This window comes from Pseudomonas sp. NFACC04-2 (assembly GCF_900119265.1).
In the GTDB taxonomy this organism is placed as follows: domain Bacteria; phylum Pseudomonadota; class Gammaproteobacteria; order Pseudomonadales; family Pseudomonadaceae; genus Aquipseudomonas; species Aquipseudomonas fluorescens_AA.
Genome location: NZ_FPJC01000027.1, coordinates 1 through 19,055, shown reverse-complemented (window position 1 = coordinate 19,055; position 19,055 = coordinate 1). Strand labels below are relative to the sequence as shown.

At 60.6% G+C, this 19,055-nt stretch carries 22 protein-coding genes; 12 read left to right on the top strand and 10 right to left on the bottom strand.

From position 1 onward, the window contains the following. Window positions 1-28: 28 nt before the first annotated feature. Window positions 29-1,105, bottom strand: a complete 1,077-nt coding sequence (gene hppD / locus BT125_RS25400; RefSeq protein ID WP_072411540.1) for a 4-hydroxyphenylpyruvate dioxygenase — start codon at window positions 1,103-1,105, stop codon at window positions 29-31. 250 nt (window positions 1,106-1,355) lie between these two features. Next, complete coding sequence (locus BT125_RS25395; RefSeq protein WP_072411538.1) at window positions 1,356-2,300, bottom strand: DMT family transporter; 945 nt, start codon at window positions 2,298-2,300, stop codon at window positions 1,356-1,358. A 240-nt stretch (window positions 2,301-2,540) separates the two neighbouring features. Between BT125_RS25395 and BT125_RS25390 the strand changes: the two genes are divergently transcribed. The 3 genes from BT125_RS25390 (at window position 2,541) to BT125_RS25380 (ending at window position 5,690) form a co-directional block, all read left to right on the top strand. After that, the gene (locus BT125_RS25390; RefSeq protein WP_072411536.1) at window positions 2,541-3,404 is read left to right on the top strand and encodes a LysR family transcriptional regulator; all 864 of its coding nucleotides are present in this window, start codon (window positions 2,541-2,543) and stop codon (window positions 3,402-3,404) included. Window positions 3,405-3,555: 151 nt separating this feature from the next. After that, on the top strand, window positions 3,556-5,100 hold the full coding sequence (locus BT125_RS25385) for an EAL domain-containing protein (protein ID WP_072411534.1): 1,545 nt from the start codon (window positions 3,556-3,558) through the stop codon (window positions 5,098-5,100). Window positions 5,101-5,324: 224 nt separating this feature from the next. Then, a complete protein-coding gene (locus BT125_RS25380) occupies window positions 5,325-5,690 on the top strand; it encodes a histone-like nucleoid-structuring protein, MvaT/MvaU family (protein ID WP_072411532.1) in 366 nt (121 codons plus the stop codon). Between the two features lie 108 nt (window positions 5,691-5,798). Here BT125_RS25380 and BT125_RS25375 read toward each other — a convergent pair whose 3' ends face one another. After that, entirely contained in the window at window positions 5,799-6,335 is a 537-nt protein-coding gene (locus BT125_RS25375; RefSeq protein WP_072411530.1) for a DUF4946 domain-containing protein, read from the bottom strand. Window positions 6,336-6,530: 195 nt separating this feature from the next. Here BT125_RS25375 and gloA point away from each other — a divergent pair, with 195 nt between their 5' ends. Further along, window positions 6,531-7,052 (top strand): lactoylglutathione lyase, encoded by a 522-nt coding sequence (gene gloA / locus BT125_RS25370; RefSeq protein ID WP_072411528.1) that lies wholly within the window; start codon window positions 6,531-6,533, stop codon window positions 7,050-7,052. 176 nt (window positions 7,053-7,228) lie between these two features. On the opposite strand, the gene ahpF is transcribed toward gloA, so the two are convergent. The 4 genes from ahpF to galU form a co-directional block, all read right to left on the bottom strand. Continuing rightward, window positions 7,229-8,791, bottom strand: coding sequence for an alkyl hydroperoxide reductase subunit F (gene ahpF, locus BT125_RS25365; protein WP_072411526.1), 1,563 nt, complete (start codon window positions 8,789-8,791; stop codon window positions 7,229-7,231). Window positions 8,792-8,915: 124 nt separating this feature from the next. Beyond that, on the bottom strand, window positions 8,916-9,479 hold the full coding sequence (ahpC, locus tag BT125_RS25360; RefSeq protein ID WP_047227636.1) for an alkyl hydroperoxide reductase subunit C: 564 nt from the start codon (window positions 9,477-9,479) through the stop codon (window positions 8,916-8,918). Window positions 9,480-9,718: 239 nt separating this feature from the next. After that, on the bottom strand, window positions 9,719-11,074 hold the full coding sequence (gorA, locus tag BT125_RS25355; protein WP_072411524.1) for a glutathione-disulfide reductase: 1,356 nt from the start codon (window positions 11,072-11,074) through the stop codon (window positions 9,719-9,721). A gap of 220 nt (window positions 11,075-11,294) precedes the next feature. Further along, window positions 11,295-12,134, bottom strand: a complete 840-nt coding sequence (gene galU / locus BT125_RS25350; RefSeq protein ID WP_003182953.1) for a UTP--glucose-1-phosphate uridylyltransferase GalU — start codon at window positions 12,132-12,134, stop codon at window positions 11,295-11,297. Window positions 12,135-12,368: 234 nt separating this feature from the next. Here galU and BT125_RS25345 point away from each other — a divergent pair, with 234 nt between their 5' ends. Then, window positions 12,369-12,581, top strand: coding sequence for a hypothetical protein (locus tag BT125_RS25345; protein ID WP_072411522.1), 213 nt, complete (start codon window positions 12,369-12,371; stop codon window positions 12,579-12,581). Window positions 12,582-12,696: 115 nt separating this feature from the next. Then, on the top strand, window positions 12,697-12,978 hold the full coding sequence (locus BT125_RS25340; protein ID WP_072411520.1) for a hypothetical protein: 282 nt from the start codon (window positions 12,697-12,699) through the stop codon (window positions 12,976-12,978). 30 nt (window positions 12,979-13,008) lie between these two features. Here BT125_RS25340 and BT125_RS25335 read toward each other — a convergent pair whose 3' ends face one another. After that, the gene (locus BT125_RS25335; RefSeq protein WP_072411518.1) at window positions 13,009-13,239 is read right to left on the bottom strand and encodes a hypothetical protein; all 231 of its coding nucleotides are present in this window, start codon (window positions 13,237-13,239) and stop codon (window positions 13,009-13,011) included. A gap of 108 nt (window positions 13,240-13,347) precedes the next feature. After that, complete coding sequence (locus BT125_RS25330; protein WP_053122953.1) at window positions 13,348-13,698, bottom strand: hypothetical protein; 351 nt, start codon at window positions 13,696-13,698, stop codon at window positions 13,348-13,350. Between the two features lie 203 nt (window positions 13,699-13,901). Between BT125_RS25330 and BT125_RS25325 the strand changes: the two genes are divergently transcribed. The 5 genes from BT125_RS25325 to ada all read left to right on the top strand — a co-directional run bounded on the left by BT125_RS25325 (window position 13,902) and on the right by ada (window position 17,260). Next, on the top strand, window positions 13,902-14,204 hold the full coding sequence (locus tag BT125_RS25325) for a DUF1883 domain-containing protein (RefSeq protein WP_003182962.1): 303 nt from the start codon (window positions 13,902-13,904) through the stop codon (window positions 14,202-14,204). 28 nt (window positions 14,205-14,232) lie between these two features. Continuing rightward, window positions 14,233-14,403 carry a hypothetical protein gene (locus tag BT125_RS29510; protein WP_170866872.1) on the top strand — a complete coding sequence of 57 codons (171 nt, stop codon included), beginning with the start codon at window positions 14,233-14,235 and terminating at the stop codon, window positions 14,401-14,403. A gap of 300 nt (window positions 14,404-14,703) precedes the next feature. Further along, window positions 14,704-15,432, top strand: coding sequence for a 2OG-Fe(II) oxygenase (locus BT125_RS25320; protein ID WP_072411516.1), 729 nt, complete (start codon window positions 14,704-14,706; stop codon window positions 15,430-15,432). Continuing rightward, window positions 15,419-16,099 carry a DNA oxidative demethylase AlkB gene (alkB, locus tag BT125_RS25315; protein ID WP_072411514.1) on the top strand — a complete coding sequence of 227 codons (681 nt, stop codon included), beginning with the start codon at window positions 15,419-15,421 and terminating at the stop codon, window positions 16,097-16,099. Before BT125_RS25320 ends, alkB begins: the two co-directional genes overlap by 14 nt. An 87-nt stretch (window positions 16,100-16,186) precedes the next feature. Then, window positions 16,187-17,260, top strand: coding sequence for a bifunctional DNA-binding transcriptional regulator/O6-methylguanine-DNA methyltransferase Ada (ada, locus tag BT125_RS25310; RefSeq protein WP_072411512.1), 1,074 nt, complete (start codon window positions 16,187-16,189; stop codon window positions 17,258-17,260). Here ada and BT125_RS25305 read toward each other — a convergent pair. Then, window positions 17,224-17,712 carry a GyrI-like domain-containing protein gene (locus tag BT125_RS25305; RefSeq protein WP_072411510.1) on the bottom strand — a complete coding sequence of 163 codons (489 nt, stop codon included), beginning with the start codon at window positions 17,710-17,712 and terminating at the stop codon, window positions 17,224-17,226. The genes ada and BT125_RS25305 overlap by 37 nt on opposite strands. Window positions 17,713-17,859: 147 nt before the next feature. Here BT125_RS25305 and BT125_RS25300 point away from each other — a divergent pair, with 147 nt between their 5' ends. Then, a complete protein-coding gene (locus BT125_RS25300; protein WP_072411508.1) occupies window positions 17,860-18,933 on the top strand; it encodes an NAD(P)H-dependent flavin oxidoreductase in 1,074 nt (357 codons plus the stop codon). The last annotated feature ends 122 nt before the right edge of the window (window positions 18,934-19,055 follow it).

The window sequence follows — 19,055 nt, the reverse complement described above, 5'->3', positions numbered from 1 at the left end:
CCGGGCGGGCTTTTTCATGGGGCAGGTGTTACTCGGTCGCCAGCACGCCCCGACGCACCTGGTCGCGCTCGATGGACTCGAACAGTGCCTTGAAGTTGCCTTCGCCAAAGCCGTCGTCGCCCTTGCGCTGGATGAATTCGAAAAACACTGGCCCCATCAGAGTTTCCGAGAAGATCTGCAGCAGCAGGCGCTTATCACCCTGCTCGGAAGCACCATCGAGCAAAATGCCCCGCGATTGCAGTTCATCCACCGGTTCGCCGTGGTTCGGCAGACGGCCTTCGAGCATTTCGTAGTAGGTGTCCGGCGGCGCGGTCATGAAGCGCATGCCGATGCTTTTCAAGTGGTCCCAGGTCTTGATCAAGTCATCGGTGAGGAAGGCCACGTGCTGGATGCCTTCACCGTTGAACTGCATCAGGAACTCTTCGATTTGCCCGGCGCCCTTGGACGACTCTTCGTTCAACGGGATGCGAATCATGCCATCCGGGGCGGTCATGGCCTTGGAGGTCAGGCCGGTGTATTCGCCCTTGATGTCGAAGTAACGGATCTCGCGGAAGTTGAACAACTTCTCGTAGAAGCCGGCCCAGTAGGCCATGCGCCCGCGATAAACGTTGTGGGTCAGGTGATCGATGATTTTCAGACCCGCGCCCACCGGGTTGCGATCCACACCTTCGAGGAACACGAAATCGATATCGTAGATCGAGCTGCCTTCGCCAAAACGGTCGATCAGGTACAGCGGTGCGCCGCCGATGCCCTTGATGGCAGGCAGGTTCAGCTCCATCGGGCCGGTCTCGATGTGGATCGGCTGGGCGCCGAGCTCCAGGGCGCGCTTATAGGCCAGTTGCGAATCCTTGACCCGGAACGCCATGCCGCACACCGACGGGCCATGCTCGGCGGCAAAGTACGAGGCCACGCTGTGGGGTTCATTGTTGAGGATCAGGTTGATCGCGCCCTGGCGATACAGGTGCACATCCTTGGAGCGGTGGGTAGCCACCTTGGTGAAGCCCATGATCTCGAAGATCGGCTCCAGGGTGTTGGGGGTCGGGGATGCGAATTCAATGAATTCGAAGCCCATCAGGCCCATGGGGTTTTCGTATAGATCTGCCATGTCGGCGCCTCATCATTCTGGTCAATTAACAAAAAACGTTAGTTGCAGGCAATGCTGGAGACACGGGGCGGCGCGCAGGAAATGCCACGAACGCTGCGGGCGAGGAAATCGCCGTAGATCAGTTGAAACCCAAGTATCTTCATTGTCGACCCAAGGCTCTTGCGGGCGAGGCTTCTGCTGCCAGAAGACGTTATTCTTATATGCGTAAATCGATTCTACACAGCGTAACCGGATTTGTCCGCCTTCTGTATCAAATCGCCTTTTCCTTCGAGCGCGCAAGGGGTTTGTTGCACAGGAAAATACCCACCAGGATCACGCCCCCGCCGACGCACATCAAGGCCGTGAGCCGTTCGTCCAGCAGCAGCGCCCCCAGCAGCACCGCCGTCAGCGGGTTGAGCGCGATGAATACGCCAGAGCGGGTCGCGCCGATCCGGCGAATGCCGTCATACCAGGCGATATAGGCCAGGGCCGAGCCCAGCACGCCGAGGTACAACAGGCTCAGCCATTGCTCCATGTCCAACGCGCGCAGGGCATCGAGCCGAACCTCGCCCGCCGCCGCGCAGGTCAGCCACAACATCAGCGTGCCCAGCAGAATCGACCAGGTCACGGTCTGCAAGGGGCCGAGGCTGTCATTGAGCCTTTTCGAAAACAGCGAATAGATGCCCCAGCCCAGCACGCAGCCAAAAATCAACAGGTCGCCGATCCAGCCCTGCGTCGCGCCTTGCAGCAAGGACGGATCACGACTGACAATCACCAACCCCGCCCCGCCGATGCACAACACGATACCCGCCACTTTCAGGCGGCTCAGCCGCTCCTTGAACAACCACCAGGACGCCAGCCCGATCACCGCCGGGTTCAAGGCCACGATCAGCGAAGCCCGCGACGCATTGATGTACTGCAACCCATAGAAGAAGCACAGGTTGTAGAAAAAGATGCCGAAGAATCCCAGCGCCACTAATTGCAGCCCCTGCTTCACAGTGGGCCTGGCCAGCGGGATCCCGGCCAGGGCGAGAAACGCCAGCAGCGCGAGACTCGCCAACAGGAACCGCAGGCTGGCGGCAAACATCGGCGCCAGGGCATCGGCAAGGATCCGGCCGGCCACGAAGGTCCCGCCCCAGATCATGGTGACCATGGCGAGCTTCAGGTAGACGGGCAGGTCCGACGGGATCGGGACGGTTTGTTCGAGGGTTTTCATGGTGCACCGAAACCTGTAAGTGAAGTCACTCACAAAACCTGTGGCGAGGGGATTTATCCCCGCTGGGCTGCGCAGCGGCCCCAAACCTGACGACTCGGTGTGTCTGGAGTTCGAGGGGGCCGCTTCGCGCCCCAACGGGGATAAATCCCCTCGCCACAAAGTTCTGTATTGCTTTCTGATTCGAATCAGATGCCTCATCATCGGGCTCATGCTTTGTCATCGTAAAATGAGCGATCACTCATGACCCTCACTCAACTCGAAATCTTCTCCCTGGTCGCCGAGCTGCGGGGGTTCACCGCCGCGGCCACGCGTTTGGGCATTGGCCAGTCCGCGGTGTCCCACGCCATCAAATCCCTGGAACAAGAGTTGGGCGTGGAGTTGCTCAGGCGCCATCAGTCGGTGGTGGAGCTCAGCGACATTGGCCAGCAGTTGCTGCTACGGGCCCGGGCCATGCTCGGGCTGGCCAACACCTTGCGTCAGGAAGCCGCCGATGCCCGGGGCATGCGCCGCGGCACCTTGCGCATCGGCTCGTTCGGGCCGACGTCATCGATGAAACTGTTGCCCGGGATCCTGCGGCGCTATCGAGCCTTGCATCCCGGAATCGAAGTGCACATCGACGAAGGGCCCGACAGGCAGGTCATCCAATGGCTGGACGAACGGCGGATCGACGTCGGTTTCGTGGTACTGCCCGAGGAGCGTTTCGATACGTTCGCGTTGCTGGAAGATCAGATGGTCGCCCTGCTGCCCGCCTCACATCCCCTCGCCGCCCAGGCCAGCCTGAGCCTCAAGGACCTGTGCAACGACCCCTTCGTGCACACCGAGGCCGGATCGTCGGAGCTGGTCACGCGCCTGTTCAATGCCGCCCGGCTGACACCGAACGTGCGCTTTCGTTGTTCGCAGTTGCTCAGCACCCTGGATGTCGTCAGGCGTGGCGAGGCGGTGAGCGTGGTATCCGAAGGGTCGTTGCCGGACGATGGAAATTCCGGTTACGTTGCCCGGCCCCTGTCGCCGCCGGTGCCGCGCCAGATCGGCCTGGCGGTATTGGACAGCCGCCAGGCCTCGCCCGCCACCCTGGCGTTCATCGAGCTGGCCCGACAGTCATGAGCCTCTGCTGGGGGCCAAGGTGGCTCGCGATGGCGGTGGGCGGCTTGCAACAATCGCGGGCACGCCCACAGACAGGCAAGTCACCGACAGGCCATCTATCATGGTCGGCATCCGACGCTGCCCTCATCTCCTTTTTCCTCAGGTTGTGCCGATGCCCTTGACCGCCACCCGCTCGCACACCCGTCCCCGTCGCTATCTGATCACCCTGCTTTGCGGCCTGGTGCCGATCCTGTCAGGGCTGGTCATTTTGTACATGCAAGCCGAACGGACGCTGGCGCAACACACCCGGCAGACCGCCGAGGCGTCGGTCAGGCAGATCGAACTGATGCTCGACAACACCGCGTTGGCGGCCCGTGAACTATTGCCCCTCGCCGGCCAGCCCTGCGAAGCGGTGACGCTGGCGTTGCGCGAACAGGTGACGCGCCGGCCCTTTGTCCGCTCGACCAACCTGATCTGGGACAACGACCTCTATTGCAGCTCGCTGTTCGGGGCCTTCGAGGAACGCGTCAACCCGAGCGACTATCACCAAGGCACGCTGTGGCTCCTGGACGGCAACCCGGTCACGCCGGACACCGCTTTGCTGATCTACCGGCTCACTGAAGGCCGGCAAGGCGCCCTGGCCACCCTTGACGGGTATCACCTGGCCAACATCCTGCGCCTAATCGGCCGTCAGACCCGGCTGCGCCTGCAAGTCGGGCCGAATTGGCTGGCGGCGGACGGCAAGGTCCGGCCAGCGCCCTTGCCCGGGTTGCCGGTAGCCCAGACCGAACTGGGTTCAGCGCGCTACGCCTTCAATGTGGAAGCAGGATTCGACGAGGGTGAAACCTGGCGCTACATGGCCAGGGAATATCCGCCGCTGTTCAGCCTGCTGATTTTCTTCGGCGTTGTGGCCGGGACACTCGGACACTGGCTGCAACAGCGCGCCTCGTCTCCCAGCCGTGAATTGCAACGGGCGCTGGAAGCCGGCGAGTTCGTGCCCTACCTGCAACCGGTCGTGCACAGCGATAGCAAACGCTGGGCCGGCGTCGAGGTGCTGATGCGCTGGAACCATCCCAAGGAAGGCCTAGTCCGCCCGGATCTGTTCATTCCCTTCGCCGAACACAGCGGCGTGATCGTGCCCATGACCCGTGCGCTGATGCAGCAAACCATGCACCTGCTGGTGCCGCTTGCGCCTCGACTCGAAGCGCCGTTTCATGTCGGCATCAACATCACCGCCCGTCACTGCCAGGATCTGGCGCTGGTGGACGATTGCCGCGAGTTTCTCAATGCCTTCGCGCCGGGTGCGATGACCCTGGTGCTGGAGTTGACCGAGCGCGAGCTGATCGAACCGACACCCGTGACCCGGCAACTGTTCGACCAACTGAGGGATTTGGGCGTCAAGATCGCCCTCGACGATTTCGGCACCGGTCATTCCAGCCTGGCGTACTTGCGCCAGTTCAATGTGGACTTCCTGAAGATCGACCAGAGTTTTGTCGCGATGATCGGGGCCGACGCCTTGTCGCGCCACCTCCTCGATAGCATCATCGAACTGTCGGGCAAATTGGACCTGGATATGGTTGCCGAGGGCGTCGAAACCGCCGAACAAAGCGACTACCTGAGCGCCCACGGGGTGAACTTTCTACAAGGCTATCTATTTGGCCGACCGATTAGCGGGCAGGCGTTCGTTGAGACCTTGATCGGCACTAATGGCAGTTAACCGCCGTCGATCTATTGACGATGTCCGGCCAATTGATAAATGCGCTTGCTGTTGTGACATAACGAAAAAGTTACGATTTACACTTTACGGATTAACTACTACAATTTTTCTACCTGTGCCACATAACAGGAGAGAGTCATTAACACCGAGTCGCTTCAAGGCGCTTGGCTTATAGCTTTGTTTGCGGTTGGTATCAGCCAAATATTTTGATTGGAGTAATCATTTTGTCCAGACTCGCTGAATTTCGTGCAGCCGAAAAGGCCCTTCAAGAACAGCTCAAGCAGCTGGAATCGCTGAAGAACGATGCCGGGCTCAAGAAGGAAATCGAATTCGAGGAAAAGCTCCAGGGACTGATGAAAACCTACGGCAAGAACCTGCGCGACATCGTCGCGATCCTCGACCCGAACCCGTCCAAGGCGAGCCTGCAATCGACCAAGCCCACTAAGACACGCCGCGCGCGCGTGGTGAAGGTTTACCAGAACCCGCACACCGGCGAATTGATCGAGACCAAAGGCGGCAATCACCGCGGCCTGAAAGCCTGGAAAGAACAGTACGGTGCAGCGACCGTCGATTCTTGGCTGCGTGGTTGACAGTACGTGGTTGACAACCCCCAAGACGCAAAAAAGCCCTGAACATTCAGGGCTTTTTTATGGGCAGGACTTTAGGATTAAGCCCATTGGCGTATTACGCTGAAGGCGTCATAGTTTCAAACTGTTTCGCACCGACTGTATTTCATCTTGGCTTTCAACAAACACCTGCGCCTGCCCTGCATAGGACAGCACATAAGCCTTGCCCTCATTTAGTGCCGCGACGAGTGCCTGAGACAATACATGTCGTCCGTTTTGCGTGATCGTGCAAGTGGTTTCCAACGCAGTTACGCCGCCCAACATGGAGGCATGGACCTTAGTGCATACACTTTGGTAACCCCCTTGGAAAAAATCCTTCTGGATTGACTTGCGCATTTCCAACAATACGCCTTGCAAGTTGACCTGATGATCGGGCTCGACAGGGGTGGTGGTCAGTTCCATGACCATCACAGCGTTGCCTGCCGGATCACTTTTAGTTGCCCGTTGGCGCAGGGTTCCGGGTGGCGCCGAGGCCGATGCGTCCACTGGCAGCGGTTCGACCACCCAGCCTTGGGGCCACAGGATCTGCGGTTCGGCGGCCTGGACACCACCGACACTCGCAACACTGGCAAACAGCAGGACAAACAGCGAAAGGAACGGTCGAATCATTGCGAGGCCACTCAAGGACGAATCGTAAAGTCTGAAGCCCAGGGCAGCACCAGGCAATAGTCACGTGCGGTTTGGCGACGCCGCGCCCCTTGCGTATCATGGGCGCACCTGCAAGGAAGCCGTCTGACGCAAGCCCAGGAACCGTCGCGACCACGCTTGCGACGCCGTTTGCCCCACTTATTTTCCGGAGGGCCCATGAGCCTGCACGAACTCAATACTTTCCCTGGCGTCACCGCACAACCTGACGCCGCCACGGCCCGGTTCGTCTTCAACCACACCATGCTGCGGGTCAAGGACATCACCAAGTCCCTGGATTTCTACACCCGCGTGCTGGGTTTCTCGCTGGTGGAAAAACGCGACTTCCCGGAAGCCGAATTCAGCCTGTATTTCCTGGCGCTGGTGGACAAGAACCAGATCCCGGCGGACGCTGCGGCGCGTACCGAATGGATGAAATCGATCCCTGGCATCCTGGAACTGACCCACAACCACGGCACCGAAAGCGACCCGGCGTTTGCCTACCATAACGGCAACACCGACCCACGCGGTTTCGGCCACATCTGCATCTCGGTACCGGACATCGTCGCAGCCTGCGAGCGCTTCGAAGCACTGGGCTGTGACTTCCAGAAACGCCTGACCGATGGCCGCATGAAAAGCCTGGCCTTCATCAAGGACCCGGATGGCTACTGGGTCGAGATCATCCAGCCGGCGCCGCTGTAAGCTGTACTGATGCCCATTGTGGGAGCGAGCTTGCTCGCGATGAGGGCAGCACATTCAGCATTGAGGCAAGCTGACCCACCGCCATCGCGAGCAAGCTCGCTTCACAGAATGATGGGCGATAAAAAAACCCCATGAGCCAAGGCTCATGGGGTTTTTCTTTTGCCGCGATCGGCCGCTCAGGCCGGCGCGGAGGTGCGGATCAGGTGGTCGAAAGCGCTCAGCGAAGCCTTGGCGCCCTCGCCCACGGCAATCACGATCTGCTTGTACGGCACAGTGGTCACGTCACCGGCGGCGAACACGCCTGGGATCGAGGTTTCACCACGGGCATCGACGATAATCTCACCCCTCGGCGACAGCTCGACGGTGCCTTTGAGCCAATCGGTGTTGGGCAACAGGCCGATCTGCACGAAGATCCCTTCCAGTTCCACGTCCCGCACTTCACCGCTCGGACGATCCTTGTAGCGCAAGCCATTGACCTTTTGGCCGTCCCCCGTCACTTCGGTGGTCTGGGCGTTGGTCACCACTGTCACGTTCGACAGGCTGTGCAGTTTGCGCTGCAACACCGCGTCGGCACGCAATTGCACATCGAACTCCAGCAAGGTGACGTGGGCCACGATACCCGCCAGGTCGATGGCTGCCTCGACGCCGGAGTTACCGCCGCCGATCACCGCCACGCGCTTGCCTTTGAACAGCGGGCCGTCGCAGTGCGGGCAGTACGCCACGCCCTTGTTGCGATATTGCTGCTCGCCCGGCACGTTCATTTCGCGCCAACGGGCACCGGTCGCCAGGATCACGGTCTTGGCCTTGAGGCTCGCACCGCTGGCGAACTTGATTTCATGCAGGCTGCCGTCCTTGCCCGGCAGCAAGGCGTCGGCACGCTGCAGATTCATGATGTCCACGTCGTACTGCTTGACGTGTTCTTCCAGGGCAACGGCCAATTTCGGCCCTTCGGTTTCCTGGACCGAGATGAAGTTCTCGATGGCCATGGTGTCGAGCACCTGGCCGCCGAAACGTTCGGCCGCCACACCGGTGCGGATGCCTTTACGGGCCGCGTAGATCGCCGCCGAAGCGCCAGCCGGGCCGCCGCCGACCACCAGCACATCGAAGGCATTCTTGGCGCTGATTTTCTCAGCCTGGCGTTCGATGCCGCTGGTGTCGATCTTGGCGAGAATCTCTTCCAGGCCCATGCGGCCCTGGCCGAAGTTCACGCCGTTCAGGTAAATGCTTGGCACGGCCATGATCTGGCGCTCATCGACTTCGGCCTGGAACAGCGCGCCGTCGATGGCGACGTGGCGAATGTTCGGGTTCAGCACCGCCATCAGGTTCAGCGCCTGGACCACGTCCGGGCAGTTCTGGCACGACAGCGAGAAATAGGTCTCGAAGTTGAACTCGCCTTCAAGGGCGCGAATCTGTTCGGTGACCTCGACACTGGCCTTCGATGGGTGGCCGCCGACTTGCAGCAGGGCCAACACCAGCGAAGTGAATTCGTGGCCCATGGGGATGCCGGCAAAACGCAGGCTGATATCGGCTCCCGGGCGGTTCAACGAAAACGACGGCTTGCGCGCATCGGTACCGTTGTCGAGCAAGGTAATTTTGTCGGAAAGACTGGCAACGTCTTGGAGTAACGCGAGCATTTCCTGGGATTTCGCACCGTCGTCGAGGGAGGCGACGATCTCGATCGGCTGGGTGACCCGTTCCAGGTATGACTTCAACTGAGCTTTAAGATTGGCGTCCAACATACGGGCGATTTCCATTTTGTGAATTCAGAAAAAAACAACGCCCGAGCGAATCTCGCCCGGGCGTTTTTTGGGGCGAAGCGGCTTACTTGATTAAGAGCGGATCGCCCTCGGATGACTCACAGGCTTAGATCTTGCCGACCAGGTCCAGGGACGGAGCCAGGGTGGCCTCGCCTTCTTTCCACTTGGCTGGGCAGACTTCGCCCGGGTGAGCGGCAACGTACTGAGCAGCCTTGACCTTGCGCAGCAGCTCGGAAGCGTCGCGGCCTACACCACCGTCGTTGATTTCGACGATCTTGATCTGGCCTTCAGGGTTGATCACGAAAGTACCGCGGTCAGCCAGGCCGACTTCTTCGATCAGCACGTCGAAGTTGCGGGAGATGACATGGGTCGGGTCGCCGATCATGGTGTACTGGATCTTGCCGATGGCTGGCGAAGTGTTGTGCCAGGCGGCGTGGGCGAAGTGAGTGTCGGTGGAAACGCTGTAGATCTCGACACCCAGCTTCTTGAACTCGGCGTAGTTGTCAGCCAGGTCTTCCAGCTCGGTTGGGCAAACGAAGGTGAAGTCGGCTGGGTAGAAGAACACGACAGACCATTTGCCTTTCAGGTCGGCATCCGACACCTGGACGAATTCGCCGTTTTTGAAGGCGGTAGCGTTGAACGGTTTAACTTGGCTGTTGATGATAGGCATCGATGTTTCTCCATCAGGGTTGAGAAGTTGATGGAGGGAATCTTAACCACTCATCCCCAGGCTGGCTCATTGGCAAACCTCATGTGAATGATTGGTTTTGGCTATCAGGAATCTATATAGATAGAAAAAATCTGTAGGTGCTGGTGAAGGCTGCGATCTTCCGCTTGGGACCCAAGTGTCTGGGGAAGATCGCAGCCTCGTTGTACTCGTCAGTTTCTACGCTACGGGTACGGGGCGTGTCAGGCGAGGGGCGTACGCATCGTCACGAACTCTTCGGCGGCGGTCGGGTGCACGCCGATGGTCTCGTCGAAGTCGCGCTTGGTGGCACCGGCCTTGAGGGCGATCGCCAAGCCTTGGACGATTTCACCGGCATCCGGACCGACCATATGGCAACCCAGGACCTTGTCGGTCTGGGCATCCACCACCAGTTTCATCAATGTGCGCTCCTGGCAATCGGTCAAGCTCAGTTTCATCGGCCGGAAACGGCTTTCGAAAATCTCGACCTCATGCCCTTCTTCCCGGGCCTGCTCCTCGGTCAGACCCACCGTGCCGATGTTCGGCAGGCTGAACACGGCGGTGGGGATCATCCGGTAATCCACCAGTCGATACTGCTCGGGCTTGAACAGACGCCGCGCCACCGCCATGCCTTCGGCCAGGGCAACGGGGGTGAGCTGGACGCGACCGATCACGTCGCCAATGGCCAGGATCGACGGTTCGGTGGTCTCGTATTTTTCGTTGACCTTGACAAAACCCTTCTCGTCCACCGCGACGGTGGTGTTCTCCAGGCCGAGATTGTCGAGCATCGGCCGCCGGCCGGTGGCGTAGAACACACAATCGGTGATCAACGTTTTGCCATCCTTGAGCTCGACCCTCAGGCTGCCATCGTCCAGTTTTTCGATGGATTTGATGTCGGCGTTGAATTGCAGGTCCAGGCCACGACGGGCCAGCTCTTCGGCCAGGTGCTTGCGCACCGCACCGTCGAAACCGCGCAGGAACAGTTCGCCGCGATACAGCAACGACGTCTGCGCGCCCATGCCGTGGAAGATCCCGGCGAACTCCACCGCAATGTAGCCACCGCCCACCACGATGACGCGCTTGGGCAGTTCCTTGAGAAAGAATGCCTCGTTGGAGCTGATAGCGTGCTCGCGCCCCGGGATGTCCGGGATCACCGGCCAGCCGCCGGTGGCGATCAGGATGTGCCTGGCGGTGTGACGCTGGCCGTTGATCTCGACTTCATGGGGCCCGGTCAGCCTGGCGTGACCTTCGTGCAGCGCGACGCCGCTGTTGACCAGCAGGTTGCGGTAGATGCCGTTGAGGCGATTGATCTCCTGGTCCTTGTTGGCGATCAGCGTGGCCCAGTCGAAACTCGCCTCGCCCGCCGTCCAGCCATAGGCCAACGCTTGCTCGAAGTCCTCGGCGTAATGCGCGCCGTAGACCAATAGTTTTTTCGGCACGCAGCCCACGTTGACGCAGGTTCCGCCCAGGTAGCGGCTTTCCGCCACAGCCACCTTTGCCCCAAAGCCGGCGGCGAACCGCGCAGCCCGTACACCACCGGAACCGGCGCCAATCACATACAAGTCAAAATCGTAGGCCATTTTCTATCTCCTTCGGCAGGTCATCAGCATACCTGCTGTTTTCACCTGAGGCAGCGTTGCGGTGGGTTATGGGGGCGGAAAACGAAAAAGCCAGCCGGACTGGATCGAATGGGCAAGTCAAGCTCGCTCCCACAGGGAGTTTGCTTGTGTGCGAGAGACTTTTCCCCGCGCAAAAAAAACGCCCCGAACCAGTCGGGGCGTTTTCAAGGCGCGGCGGCTATCAGTAAGCCTTGCCGGTCTTGTAGAAGTTCTCGAAGCAGAAGTTGGTCGCGTCGATGTAGCCTTCGGCGCCACCGCAGTCGAAACGCTTGCCCTTGAACTTGTAGGCCATGACGCAGCCGTTCTGGGCCTGTTTCATCAGGGCGTCGGTGATCTGGATTTCGCCGCCCTTGCCTGGCTCGGTCTGTTCGATCAGGTCAAAGATGTCCGGGGTCAGGATGTAGCGGCCGATGATCGCCAGGTTCGACGGTGCGTCTTCAGGCTTTGGTTTTTCAACCATGCTGTGAACACGGTAGATGTCGTCGCGGATCATTTCGCCGGCAATCACGCCGTACTTGTTGGTTTCCTGCGGATCGACTTCCTGGATCGCCACGATGGAGCAGCGGAACTGCTTGTACAGCTTGACCATCTGGGTCAGCACGCCGTCGCCTTCGAGGTTGACGCACAGGTCGTCCGCCAGGACCACGGCGAACGGTTCGTCGCCGATCAATGGGCGGCCGGTCAGGATCGCGTGGCCCAGGCCTTTCATTTCGGTCTGGCGGGTGTAGGAGAACGAGCACTCATCCAGCAGTTTGCGGATGCCGACCAGGTATTTTTCCTTGTCGGTGCCTTTGATCTGGTTTTCCAGCTCGTAGCTGATGTCGAAATGGTCTTCCAGCGCGCGTTTACCACGGCCAGTCACGATGGAGATTTCAGTCAGGCCCGCATCGAGGGCTTCTTCGACGCCGTACTGGATCAGTGGCTTGTTCACCACCGGCAGCATTTCTTTGGGCATGGCTTTAGTCGCTGGCAGGAAGCGAGTACCGTAACCGGCTGCTGGGAACAAGCATTTCTTGATCATATAAGTCCTTGAAAAGGCGGTGTGTACGAGTTTCGGCGCAGTCTAATCAGGCGACGGGCACCTTACAATGCCCGCACTGGCCAACCGGTGCCATCATAGAGAAATAAAAAACGGCGGATAGTTCAATCGGCTTTCGTTTCGATGGCTGCAGCGGCCCACTGTACGCCAGTGAGCGCTGTTTGCGAGCATTTGACGTATCATGGCGTCCTTGATCACGCCAATTGAGGCAGTTAGATGTCGGCAAGAAACGCAAACGGTTATTCGGTCAGCCAGGGCAAGGACGGCCAGTGGTGGATTATCAACTACCACGGCGAGCAGGTCGCCGGTCCCTTGCCTAGCAAGGCCATGGCAGTGGAAGTGGCAGCGGTATTCCAGGACGAACGCGCTGCCCCAGCGACGAATGAACGCGAAAGCGCCCCCGCACGCAGCCCCCGCCGCAAGAAATAACCAGACCGGCCTCTAGTAGATGCCACCCGGACATCGAACGAGGCTGGTTTAGCTGTACCGCAATGGCCATTCGCTATAATCTCGCCGTTGCCCTTCCCTCCTCGATGACGATCTCATGAAGACACTTCTGGCGCTGTTTACAGTCCTGGCCCTGGCGGGCTGTGCCTCGGCCGAAAAAACCTTTCTCGATAATGGCGAGCAGGGCTTAGCCATCGACTGCTCGGGCGAGGCCAATTCCTGGGCGACTTGCTATGAAAAGGCCGATGCGTCCTGTGCCGGCACCGGCTACCGCATCGTCGGCACCGACGGTACGCCCCAGGCCAAGGAAAGCGAGAAGACCCTGGGGGTCGATGTCGGCAACTTCAGCAGCCGCAGTGTCGTGGTGGTCTGTAAATAAGCGAGTGTCCTGTATTGGCGATACAGGACACTAGATGTGAATCTCGGCGGTCTTGATGCCCAGCCCGCGTATGGTCTCGATCAGGTCATCGAGTTGGCTGAAGGACTCGACTTCGTCCTGCTCATCCACCAGGAAAAAACTGCGCCCCGCGCTTTTCTTGAAGAACACGACCCATTCGCCCGGGTTCGCCGGGTTCTGAATCACGTGGGTGGCATAAATAAGGCCTTCTGCATGGCGCTCGCGCACCTGCTCGCGTTTCATCGACTGACTCCATGAATGACAATGCCGCCAACGTTGACCGTGGCGGCATTTTTTGTCGAGGGCGCCAGTCTATCCGATGGCCGTCCGCTCGTCAGGCGCTGACGGTGTTCAGCCGGAAATACAGGCGTTGGCCGCATCCTGCACGTCGCCCGGACGCACCGGCACGTTGGACATGCTTTCGTGCAGCTTGATGCTGCTGCCACTGGAACGCTCGTCAATGTCGAACACCGCCGCCGGCAGGGTCGACAATTTGCCTGGGACGATCAGCCGCACGCCGTTCTTGTGCGGCTCCATTTGCAGCGAGCCACGGCTGCTGGCCAGCTTGTCGGCAACGCACTTGGCATATTCGTGTGGTTTCTTTCCGGAGATGACGCTCATGGTGGGAGGCGTCTGGTTGATGTCCGATACCGATGCACATCCACTCATGGCCAATGCCAACACCCACACGCTGCGCTTCATATGTTTCCTCCAATAAAGATCCTCCGACAGTGCTGACGCCGTTTTGCTCCGGTGCCGCACCGCTTTTTTTTCCCCGCCACCTGCGATAAATGAACAAAGCCTGAAGCGCGGGCCGGATATTAACACTCGAGGCTGATAAACTGCGCCCCATTGCCCCTTGCTATCGTTTTGATTTTGTAGAAAAAGCCCTTCTGGAGGCGCCCATGAAATTCATTCACCAGCGCGAGCACCTGAACGAAGACGACATTGTCGTCATCGAATGCTCCCAAATGTGCAACATCCGTTTGATGAACGACGCCAACTTCCGCAGCTTCAAGAACGGCGGCCGGCACACCTATCACGGTGGCGCGTTCGACACTTTCCCGGCCAGGATCACGGCGCCGAGCACCGGTTTCTGGAACATCACCATCGACACCGTCAACCGCCGTGCAATCAGCGTCACGCGCAAGCCGACCCTGACCCACAAGATCAAAATCATCCGGCGTTCCAGCTCGAAACTGAGCTGAGCATCGCCCTTTCAAGAAAGGCAAAACCGTGGCCCAGACGACCAAATACGTCATCAAGTACAAACTCAACGGCGAACGCCGCTTCGAATTCGCGCAGCTGGAAACCGGCACCGAGGAAGAAGCCCGGGCCGCGTTGCAAAAGCTGCATGGCGAAACCGACGATGTGATCAGCGACATCGGCGTCAGCAAAGCGCTGTAAAGACTCACCCTGATAAATGTTTGTGGCATCAAGTGGGCACAGTGCTTTTGTGGCGAGGGAGCTTGCTCCCGCTGGGCGGCGAAGCCGCCCCAATTGTCTGGTGCATTCTTGCAAGCAGACCGCGCTGGCAGGTTTTACGACTGCTGCGCAGTCGAGCGGGAGCAAGCTCCCTCGCCACAGGGGATTTGTCGTGCCTGCTGACGGGAGCGACTCAGGACATTGATGCATCGCAAGAACCGGAGTGCTGACCAACGAAGCACTCCCCAGACTGACCAATCCTTTGCACCCAGGATTGTCATCATGCCCACTCCCCCGCATCTGCCCTCACTGACCCAACGAATAAATCACCTGGATGGGTCGCCCCTGGAACACAGCCTCGAGCAGGACGGCAGCGCGCTCATCCGCAACCTGCTGCCCGCCACGCAATGTCGAATGCTCAGCGGTTTATACGCAGAGAGCGGACTTTTTCGTTCCCGGGTGATCATGGGGCGCCACGGATTCGGGCGCGGCGAGTATCAGTATTTCCGCTATCCGCTACCGGACCTCATCCAACAGCTGCGTCAGGCGTTGTACCCAATGCTGGTGCCGCTGGCGAACCGCTGGAATGAATGCATGGGCCTTGAAGGGCGATATCCCGACCAGCATGCCGACTTCATCCAACGCTGTCACGCTGCGGGACAATCGCGTCCGACGCCCTTGTTGCTGCAATACGGTCCGCAGGACTACAACTGCCTGCACCAGGATCTGTATGGCGAGCAGGTGTTCCCCTTGCAGGTCGCGATCCTGTTGTCGGAACCGGGCAAGGACTTTACCGGCGGCGAGTTTGTCCTCACTGAACAGCGCCCGCGCATGCAGTCGCGGCCCCAGGTCATCGATCTGAAACAGGGCGACGCCGTGGTATTTGCCGTGCACCAACGGCCAGTCAAAGGTGTTCGCGGTTATTATCGGGTGAACATGCGCCATGGCGTCAGCCGCGTGCACAGCGGCAGACGGCACACCTTGGGAATCATTTTTCATGATGCGCAGTAACGACACACCGATCACATTGGACCTGTTCGCCGACCAGGCGCCCACCACGTCCAGCCAGATCGAACAGATTGGCCAACAATCCTTCGTGCTGCGCGGGTTCGCCTTGCCCTGGCTCGAACGTTTGCTGCCGGCGCTGGAAAGCGTCCTGCAGGCTGCTCCGTTCCGGCAGATGGTCACGCCCGGTGGCTTTACCATGTCGGTGGCCTTGAGCAGCTGCGGCGCGCTGGGCTGGACCACCGACCGCAGCGGCTATCGCTACACCGCCCATGACCCGCAGACCGGCCACCCCTGGCCCGGCATGCCGGCGGTGTTTCGCGAATTGGCCCAGGCCGCCGCCCGGCAGGCGCAGTTCGAGCATTTCGAACCCGACAGTTGCCTGATCAACCGCTACGTGCCCGGTGCGCGGATGTCGCTGCACCAGGACAAGGACGAACGCTCCCTCGCCGCGCCCATCGTCTCGATCTCCCTGGGCTTGCCAGCGGTGTTCCAGTTCGGCGGTTTCGAGCGCAGCGACAAGAGCCTGCGCATCGCGCTGCTCCATGGTGACATCGTGGTCTGGGGCGGCGTGGACCGGTTGCGTTACCACGGTGTGCTGCCGCTCAAGGAAGGACATCACCCGCGCCTGGGCACCCAGCGGATCAACCTGACGTTTCGCACCGCTGGATGAAGGTGCAGAATTCAACCGCAAGACCCGGAGTGTCGTCACTTGGCTGGCTCGCTACTGTAGGCAAAACGGGCCAATGGAATAACGACCATGAACAGCACTTCGAACAATCTTGCCCCTGAACTGGATCCTCGCTGGGCCGCCGTGCTCGCCCGGGATCCGCGCGCCGACGGGCAATTCGTCTATGGCGTGAAAACCACCGGCATCTATTGCCACCCCAGCAGCCTGTCGCGCCTGCCCAACCCGCGCAACGTCGAATTTTTCGACACGCCGGAACAGGCCCAGGCCGCTGGCTACCGGCCCAGCAAGCGCGTGGCCCGGGACCAGACCCAGATCGCCGCCCAACAAGCGGCCCGAGTCGCGGCGGCCTGCCGGCAGATCGAGGCGGCCGAGCAGCTGCCAGGCCTGAATGAGCTGGCCGCAAGCGCCGGCTTGAGCCCCTTCCACTTTCATCGGGTCTTCAAGGCAGTCACCGGCCTGACGCCCAAGGGTTACGCTGCCGCCCATCGTTCACGCAAGGTGCGCGAACGCCTGGCCGATGGCGGCACGATCACCGAGGCACTGTACGACGCCGGTTTCAACTCCAACAGCCGCTTCTATGAAGCGGCCGACAAAGTGTTGGGCATGAAACCCGCCGACTACCGCGCCGCCGGGCAGAACACCGACATCCGTTTCGCCGTCGGCCAATGCTCCCTCGGGGCGATCCTGGTGGCGCAAAGCGAGCGTGGTGTGTGCGCGATCCTGCTGGGAGACGACCCCGACGCGCTGGTGCGGGACCTGCAGGACAAATTCCGTCGAGCCAACCTCATTGGCGCCGACCGGGAATTCGAGCAGTTGATCGCCCAGGTGGTGGGCTTCATCGAAGCACCGGCCCTGGGCCTGGACCTGCCCTTGGACCTGCGCGGCACCGCCTTTCAGGAACGGGTCTGGCAGGCGTTGCGGGACATTCCACCGGGCAGCACCGCCAGCTACGCCGAGATCGCCCAGCGCATCGGCATGCCCAAGGCCGTGCGCGCCGTGGCCCAGGCCTGCGGCGCCAACAGCCTGGCAGTGGCGATCCCTTGCCACCGGGTGGTGCGCAGCGACGGCAACCTGTCGGGCTATCGCTGGGGCGTGGAGCGCAAGCGTCAGCTGCTGGCGCTGGAGCGCTCGGCCGGGGACTGAACGCCGATGTAGATCGCCACCGAGTCGGGGCCGCTGTAGACCTCGAAATCGGTGGTGAAGCGGCGCAGTGTTTGTGGGTTATCCGCGAAGTAGGCCCAGATCAGGCCCCAGGTCTGGATCACGCAATCGGGCATCGGCCCCTTGGCCGAAAACACCAGGTAATCCCCGCCCTCGATGTCCACGGCGGGGTAACCGGCGCTCGTCGCATCCACCTGTACGCCGGCCGTCACGTCGAAGTAGCCGGTGGCGTCGGACTCGTAGTTGGAATACACCCCGTAGACGAACGACTCCGACTGCCTGGCCGGGATGCTGTCGAACAACCCTTCGTTGAAGAACTGCTGCCACATCGGGCCGATCCTGGCCGTGTCGGGCTGCTGCTCGTCGGCGTTGCGAGTGTGCACCTGCAAACCGGCCACGGTGAAGGGTTCGACGGTCTTGAGTTTCACGTCCATGGGTCAGGCTCCTTGATGACTGAAGCCGCATGGTAACCCTCCCACCGGCGGGATCAAGTTGCGACGGGCGATTGAAAAACTCGACTGGCCCTCGCCGGCCCACACCTGCTAAAAACACGGTTTCCTTCTGCCGTCGGAGACCCGCACATGAGCCAGTGGCCAGACACTCGCCTTCTTGATCTGCTCGGTATCGAGCTGCCCATCATCCAAGGGCCGCTGGCCGGGGTGACCGGCCCGGCCATGGTGGTCGCGACCTGCAATGCCGGCGGGCTGGGTTCGATGCCGGCGGCGATGCTCGATGTCGAGCAGTTGCGCCAGGCGCTGACGACCATCAGCGAACAGACCGACAAGCCGTTCAATGTGAATTTTTTCTGTCACCAGCCGCCGGCCTTCGACGAACAACGGGCCGAAACCTGGAAGCAACGGCTCAAGCCGTATTATCAGGAACTGGGCGTCGACTTCGACGCACCGACCCCGGTGTCCAACCGCACTCCCTTCGATGATGCCGCCTGCCGGGTGTTGGAGGAGATGCGTCCCAAGGTGGTCAGTTTCCACTTTGGCCTGCCGGAAAAATCCCTGCTGGACCGGGTAAAGGCCACCGGGGCGAAAATCCTTTCGTCGGCCACCACCGTCGAGGAAGCCATCTGGCTCGAACAGCGTGGTTGCGACGCGATCATCGCCATGGGCTATGAAGCCGGAGGGCATCGCGGGATGTTCCTCAGCGACGACCTCAACACCCAGGTCGGCCTGTTTGCCTTGCTGCCGCAGGTGGTGGATGCGGTGAAGGTACCGGTGATCGCCACCGGCGGCATTGGCGATGCGCGCGGAATTGTCGCGGCATTCGCCCTGGGCGCCTCGGCGGTGCAACTGGGCAGCGCCTACCTGTTCACCCCGGAGGCGAAAATCAGCGCGTCCCATCACCGGGCGTTGCGCACGGCCAAGGAAAGCCAGACCGCCGTCACCAACCTGTTCACCGGTCGCCCGGCCCGGGGCATCGTCAACCGGGTGATGCGCGAAGTGGGTCCGATGAGCCCGCTCGCGCCGGCATTCCCCTTGGCAGGCGGCGCGTTGATGCCGTTGCGCGCCAAGGGCGAAGCGGACTTCAGCAACCTCTGGGCCGGCCAGGCGTTTCCCTTGGGGCGCGAGCTGTCGACAGCCGAGTTGACCCTGCGGTTGGCTGAAGAGGCGTTGGCCCGATTCAACAATTGGGGGCGGTCCTGACTGTCGTCATTGCCTGTCAGGCCGCCATCGCGAGCAAGCTCGCTTGTATGTTTAGACTTGAAGGGGTGGGCGGGACTAAAAGCTCGATTCCGACTCTAGCCAGTACGGACCGTGGGAGACTT

What these genes read in the sequence shown, in the direction of transcription:
- BT125_RS25340 (WP_072411520.1), top strand. Translation starts at nt 12,697, where the DNA reads ATGAAGACACTTCTGGCGCTGTTTACAGTCCTGGCCCTGGCGGGCTGT.
- BT125_RS25385 (WP_072411534.1), top strand. Translation starts at nt 3,556, where the DNA reads ATGCCCTTGACCGCCACCCGCTCGCACACCCGTCCCCGTCGCTATCTG.
- BT125_RS25320 (WP_072411516.1), top strand. Translation starts at nt 14,704, where the DNA reads ATGCCCACTCCCCCGCATCTGCCCTCACTGACCCAACGAATAAATCAC.
- BT125_RS25390 (WP_072411536.1), top strand. Translation starts at nt 2,541, where the DNA reads ATGACCCTCACTCAACTCGAAATCTTCTCCCTGGTCGCCGAGCTGCGG.
- BT125_RS25395 (WP_072411538.1), bottom strand. Translation starts at nt 2,300, where the DNA reads ATGAAAACCCTCGAACAAACCGTCCCGATCCCGTCGGACCTGCCCGTC.
- ahpF (WP_072411526.1), bottom strand. Translation starts at nt 8,791, where the DNA reads ATGTTGGACGCCAATCTTAAAGCTCAGTTGAAGTCATACCTGGAACGG.
- gloA (WP_072411528.1), top strand. Translation starts at nt 6,531, where the DNA reads ATGAGCCTGCACGAACTCAATACTTTCCCTGGCGTCACCGCACAACCT.
- alkB (WP_072411514.1), top strand. Translation starts at nt 15,419, where the DNA reads ATGATGCGCAGTAACGACACACCGATCACATTGGACCTGTTCGCCGAC.
- ada (WP_072411512.1), top strand. Translation starts at nt 16,187, where the DNA reads ATGAACAGCACTTCGAACAATCTTGCCCCTGAACTGGATCCTCGCTGG.
- BT125_RS25375 (WP_072411530.1), bottom strand. Translation starts at nt 6,335, where the DNA reads ATGATTCGACCGTTCCTTTCGCTGTTTGTCCTGCTGTTTGCCAGTGTT.
- BT125_RS25335 (WP_072411518.1), bottom strand. Translation starts at nt 13,239, where the DNA reads ATGAAACGCGAGCAGGTGCGCGAGCGCCATGCAGAAGGCCTTATTTAT.
- BT125_RS25330 (WP_053122953.1), bottom strand. Translation starts at nt 13,698, where the DNA reads ATGAAGCGCAGCGTGTGGGTGTTGGCATTGGCCATGAGTGGATGTGCA.
- galU (WP_003182953.1), bottom strand. Translation starts at nt 12,134, where the DNA reads ATGATCAAGAAATGCTTGTTCCCAGCAGCCGGTTACGGTACTCGCTTC.
- BT125_RS25345 (WP_072411522.1), top strand. Translation starts at nt 12,369, where the DNA reads ATGTCGGCAAGAAACGCAAACGGTTATTCGGTCAGCCAGGGCAAGGAC.
- BT125_RS25300 (WP_072411508.1), top strand. Translation starts at nt 17,860, where the DNA reads ATGAGCCAGTGGCCAGACACTCGCCTTCTTGATCTGCTCGGTATCGAG.
- BT125_RS25305 (WP_072411510.1), bottom strand. Translation starts at nt 17,712, where the DNA reads ATGGACGTGAAACTCAAGACCGTCGAACCCTTCACCGTGGCCGGTTTG.
- gorA (WP_072411524.1), bottom strand. Translation starts at nt 11,074, where the DNA reads ATGGCCTACGATTTTGACTTGTATGTGATTGGCGCCGGTTCCGGTGGT.
- hppD (WP_072411540.1), bottom strand. Translation starts at nt 1,105, where the DNA reads ATGGCAGATCTATACGAAAACCCCATGGGCCTGATGGGCTTCGAATTC.
- BT125_RS25325 (WP_003182962.1), top strand. Translation starts at nt 13,902, where the DNA reads ATGAAATTCATTCACCAGCGCGAGCACCTGAACGAAGACGACATTGTC.
- ahpC (WP_047227636.1), bottom strand. Translation starts at nt 9,479, where the DNA reads ATGCCTATCATCAACAGCCAAGTTAAACCGTTCAACGCTACCGCCTTC.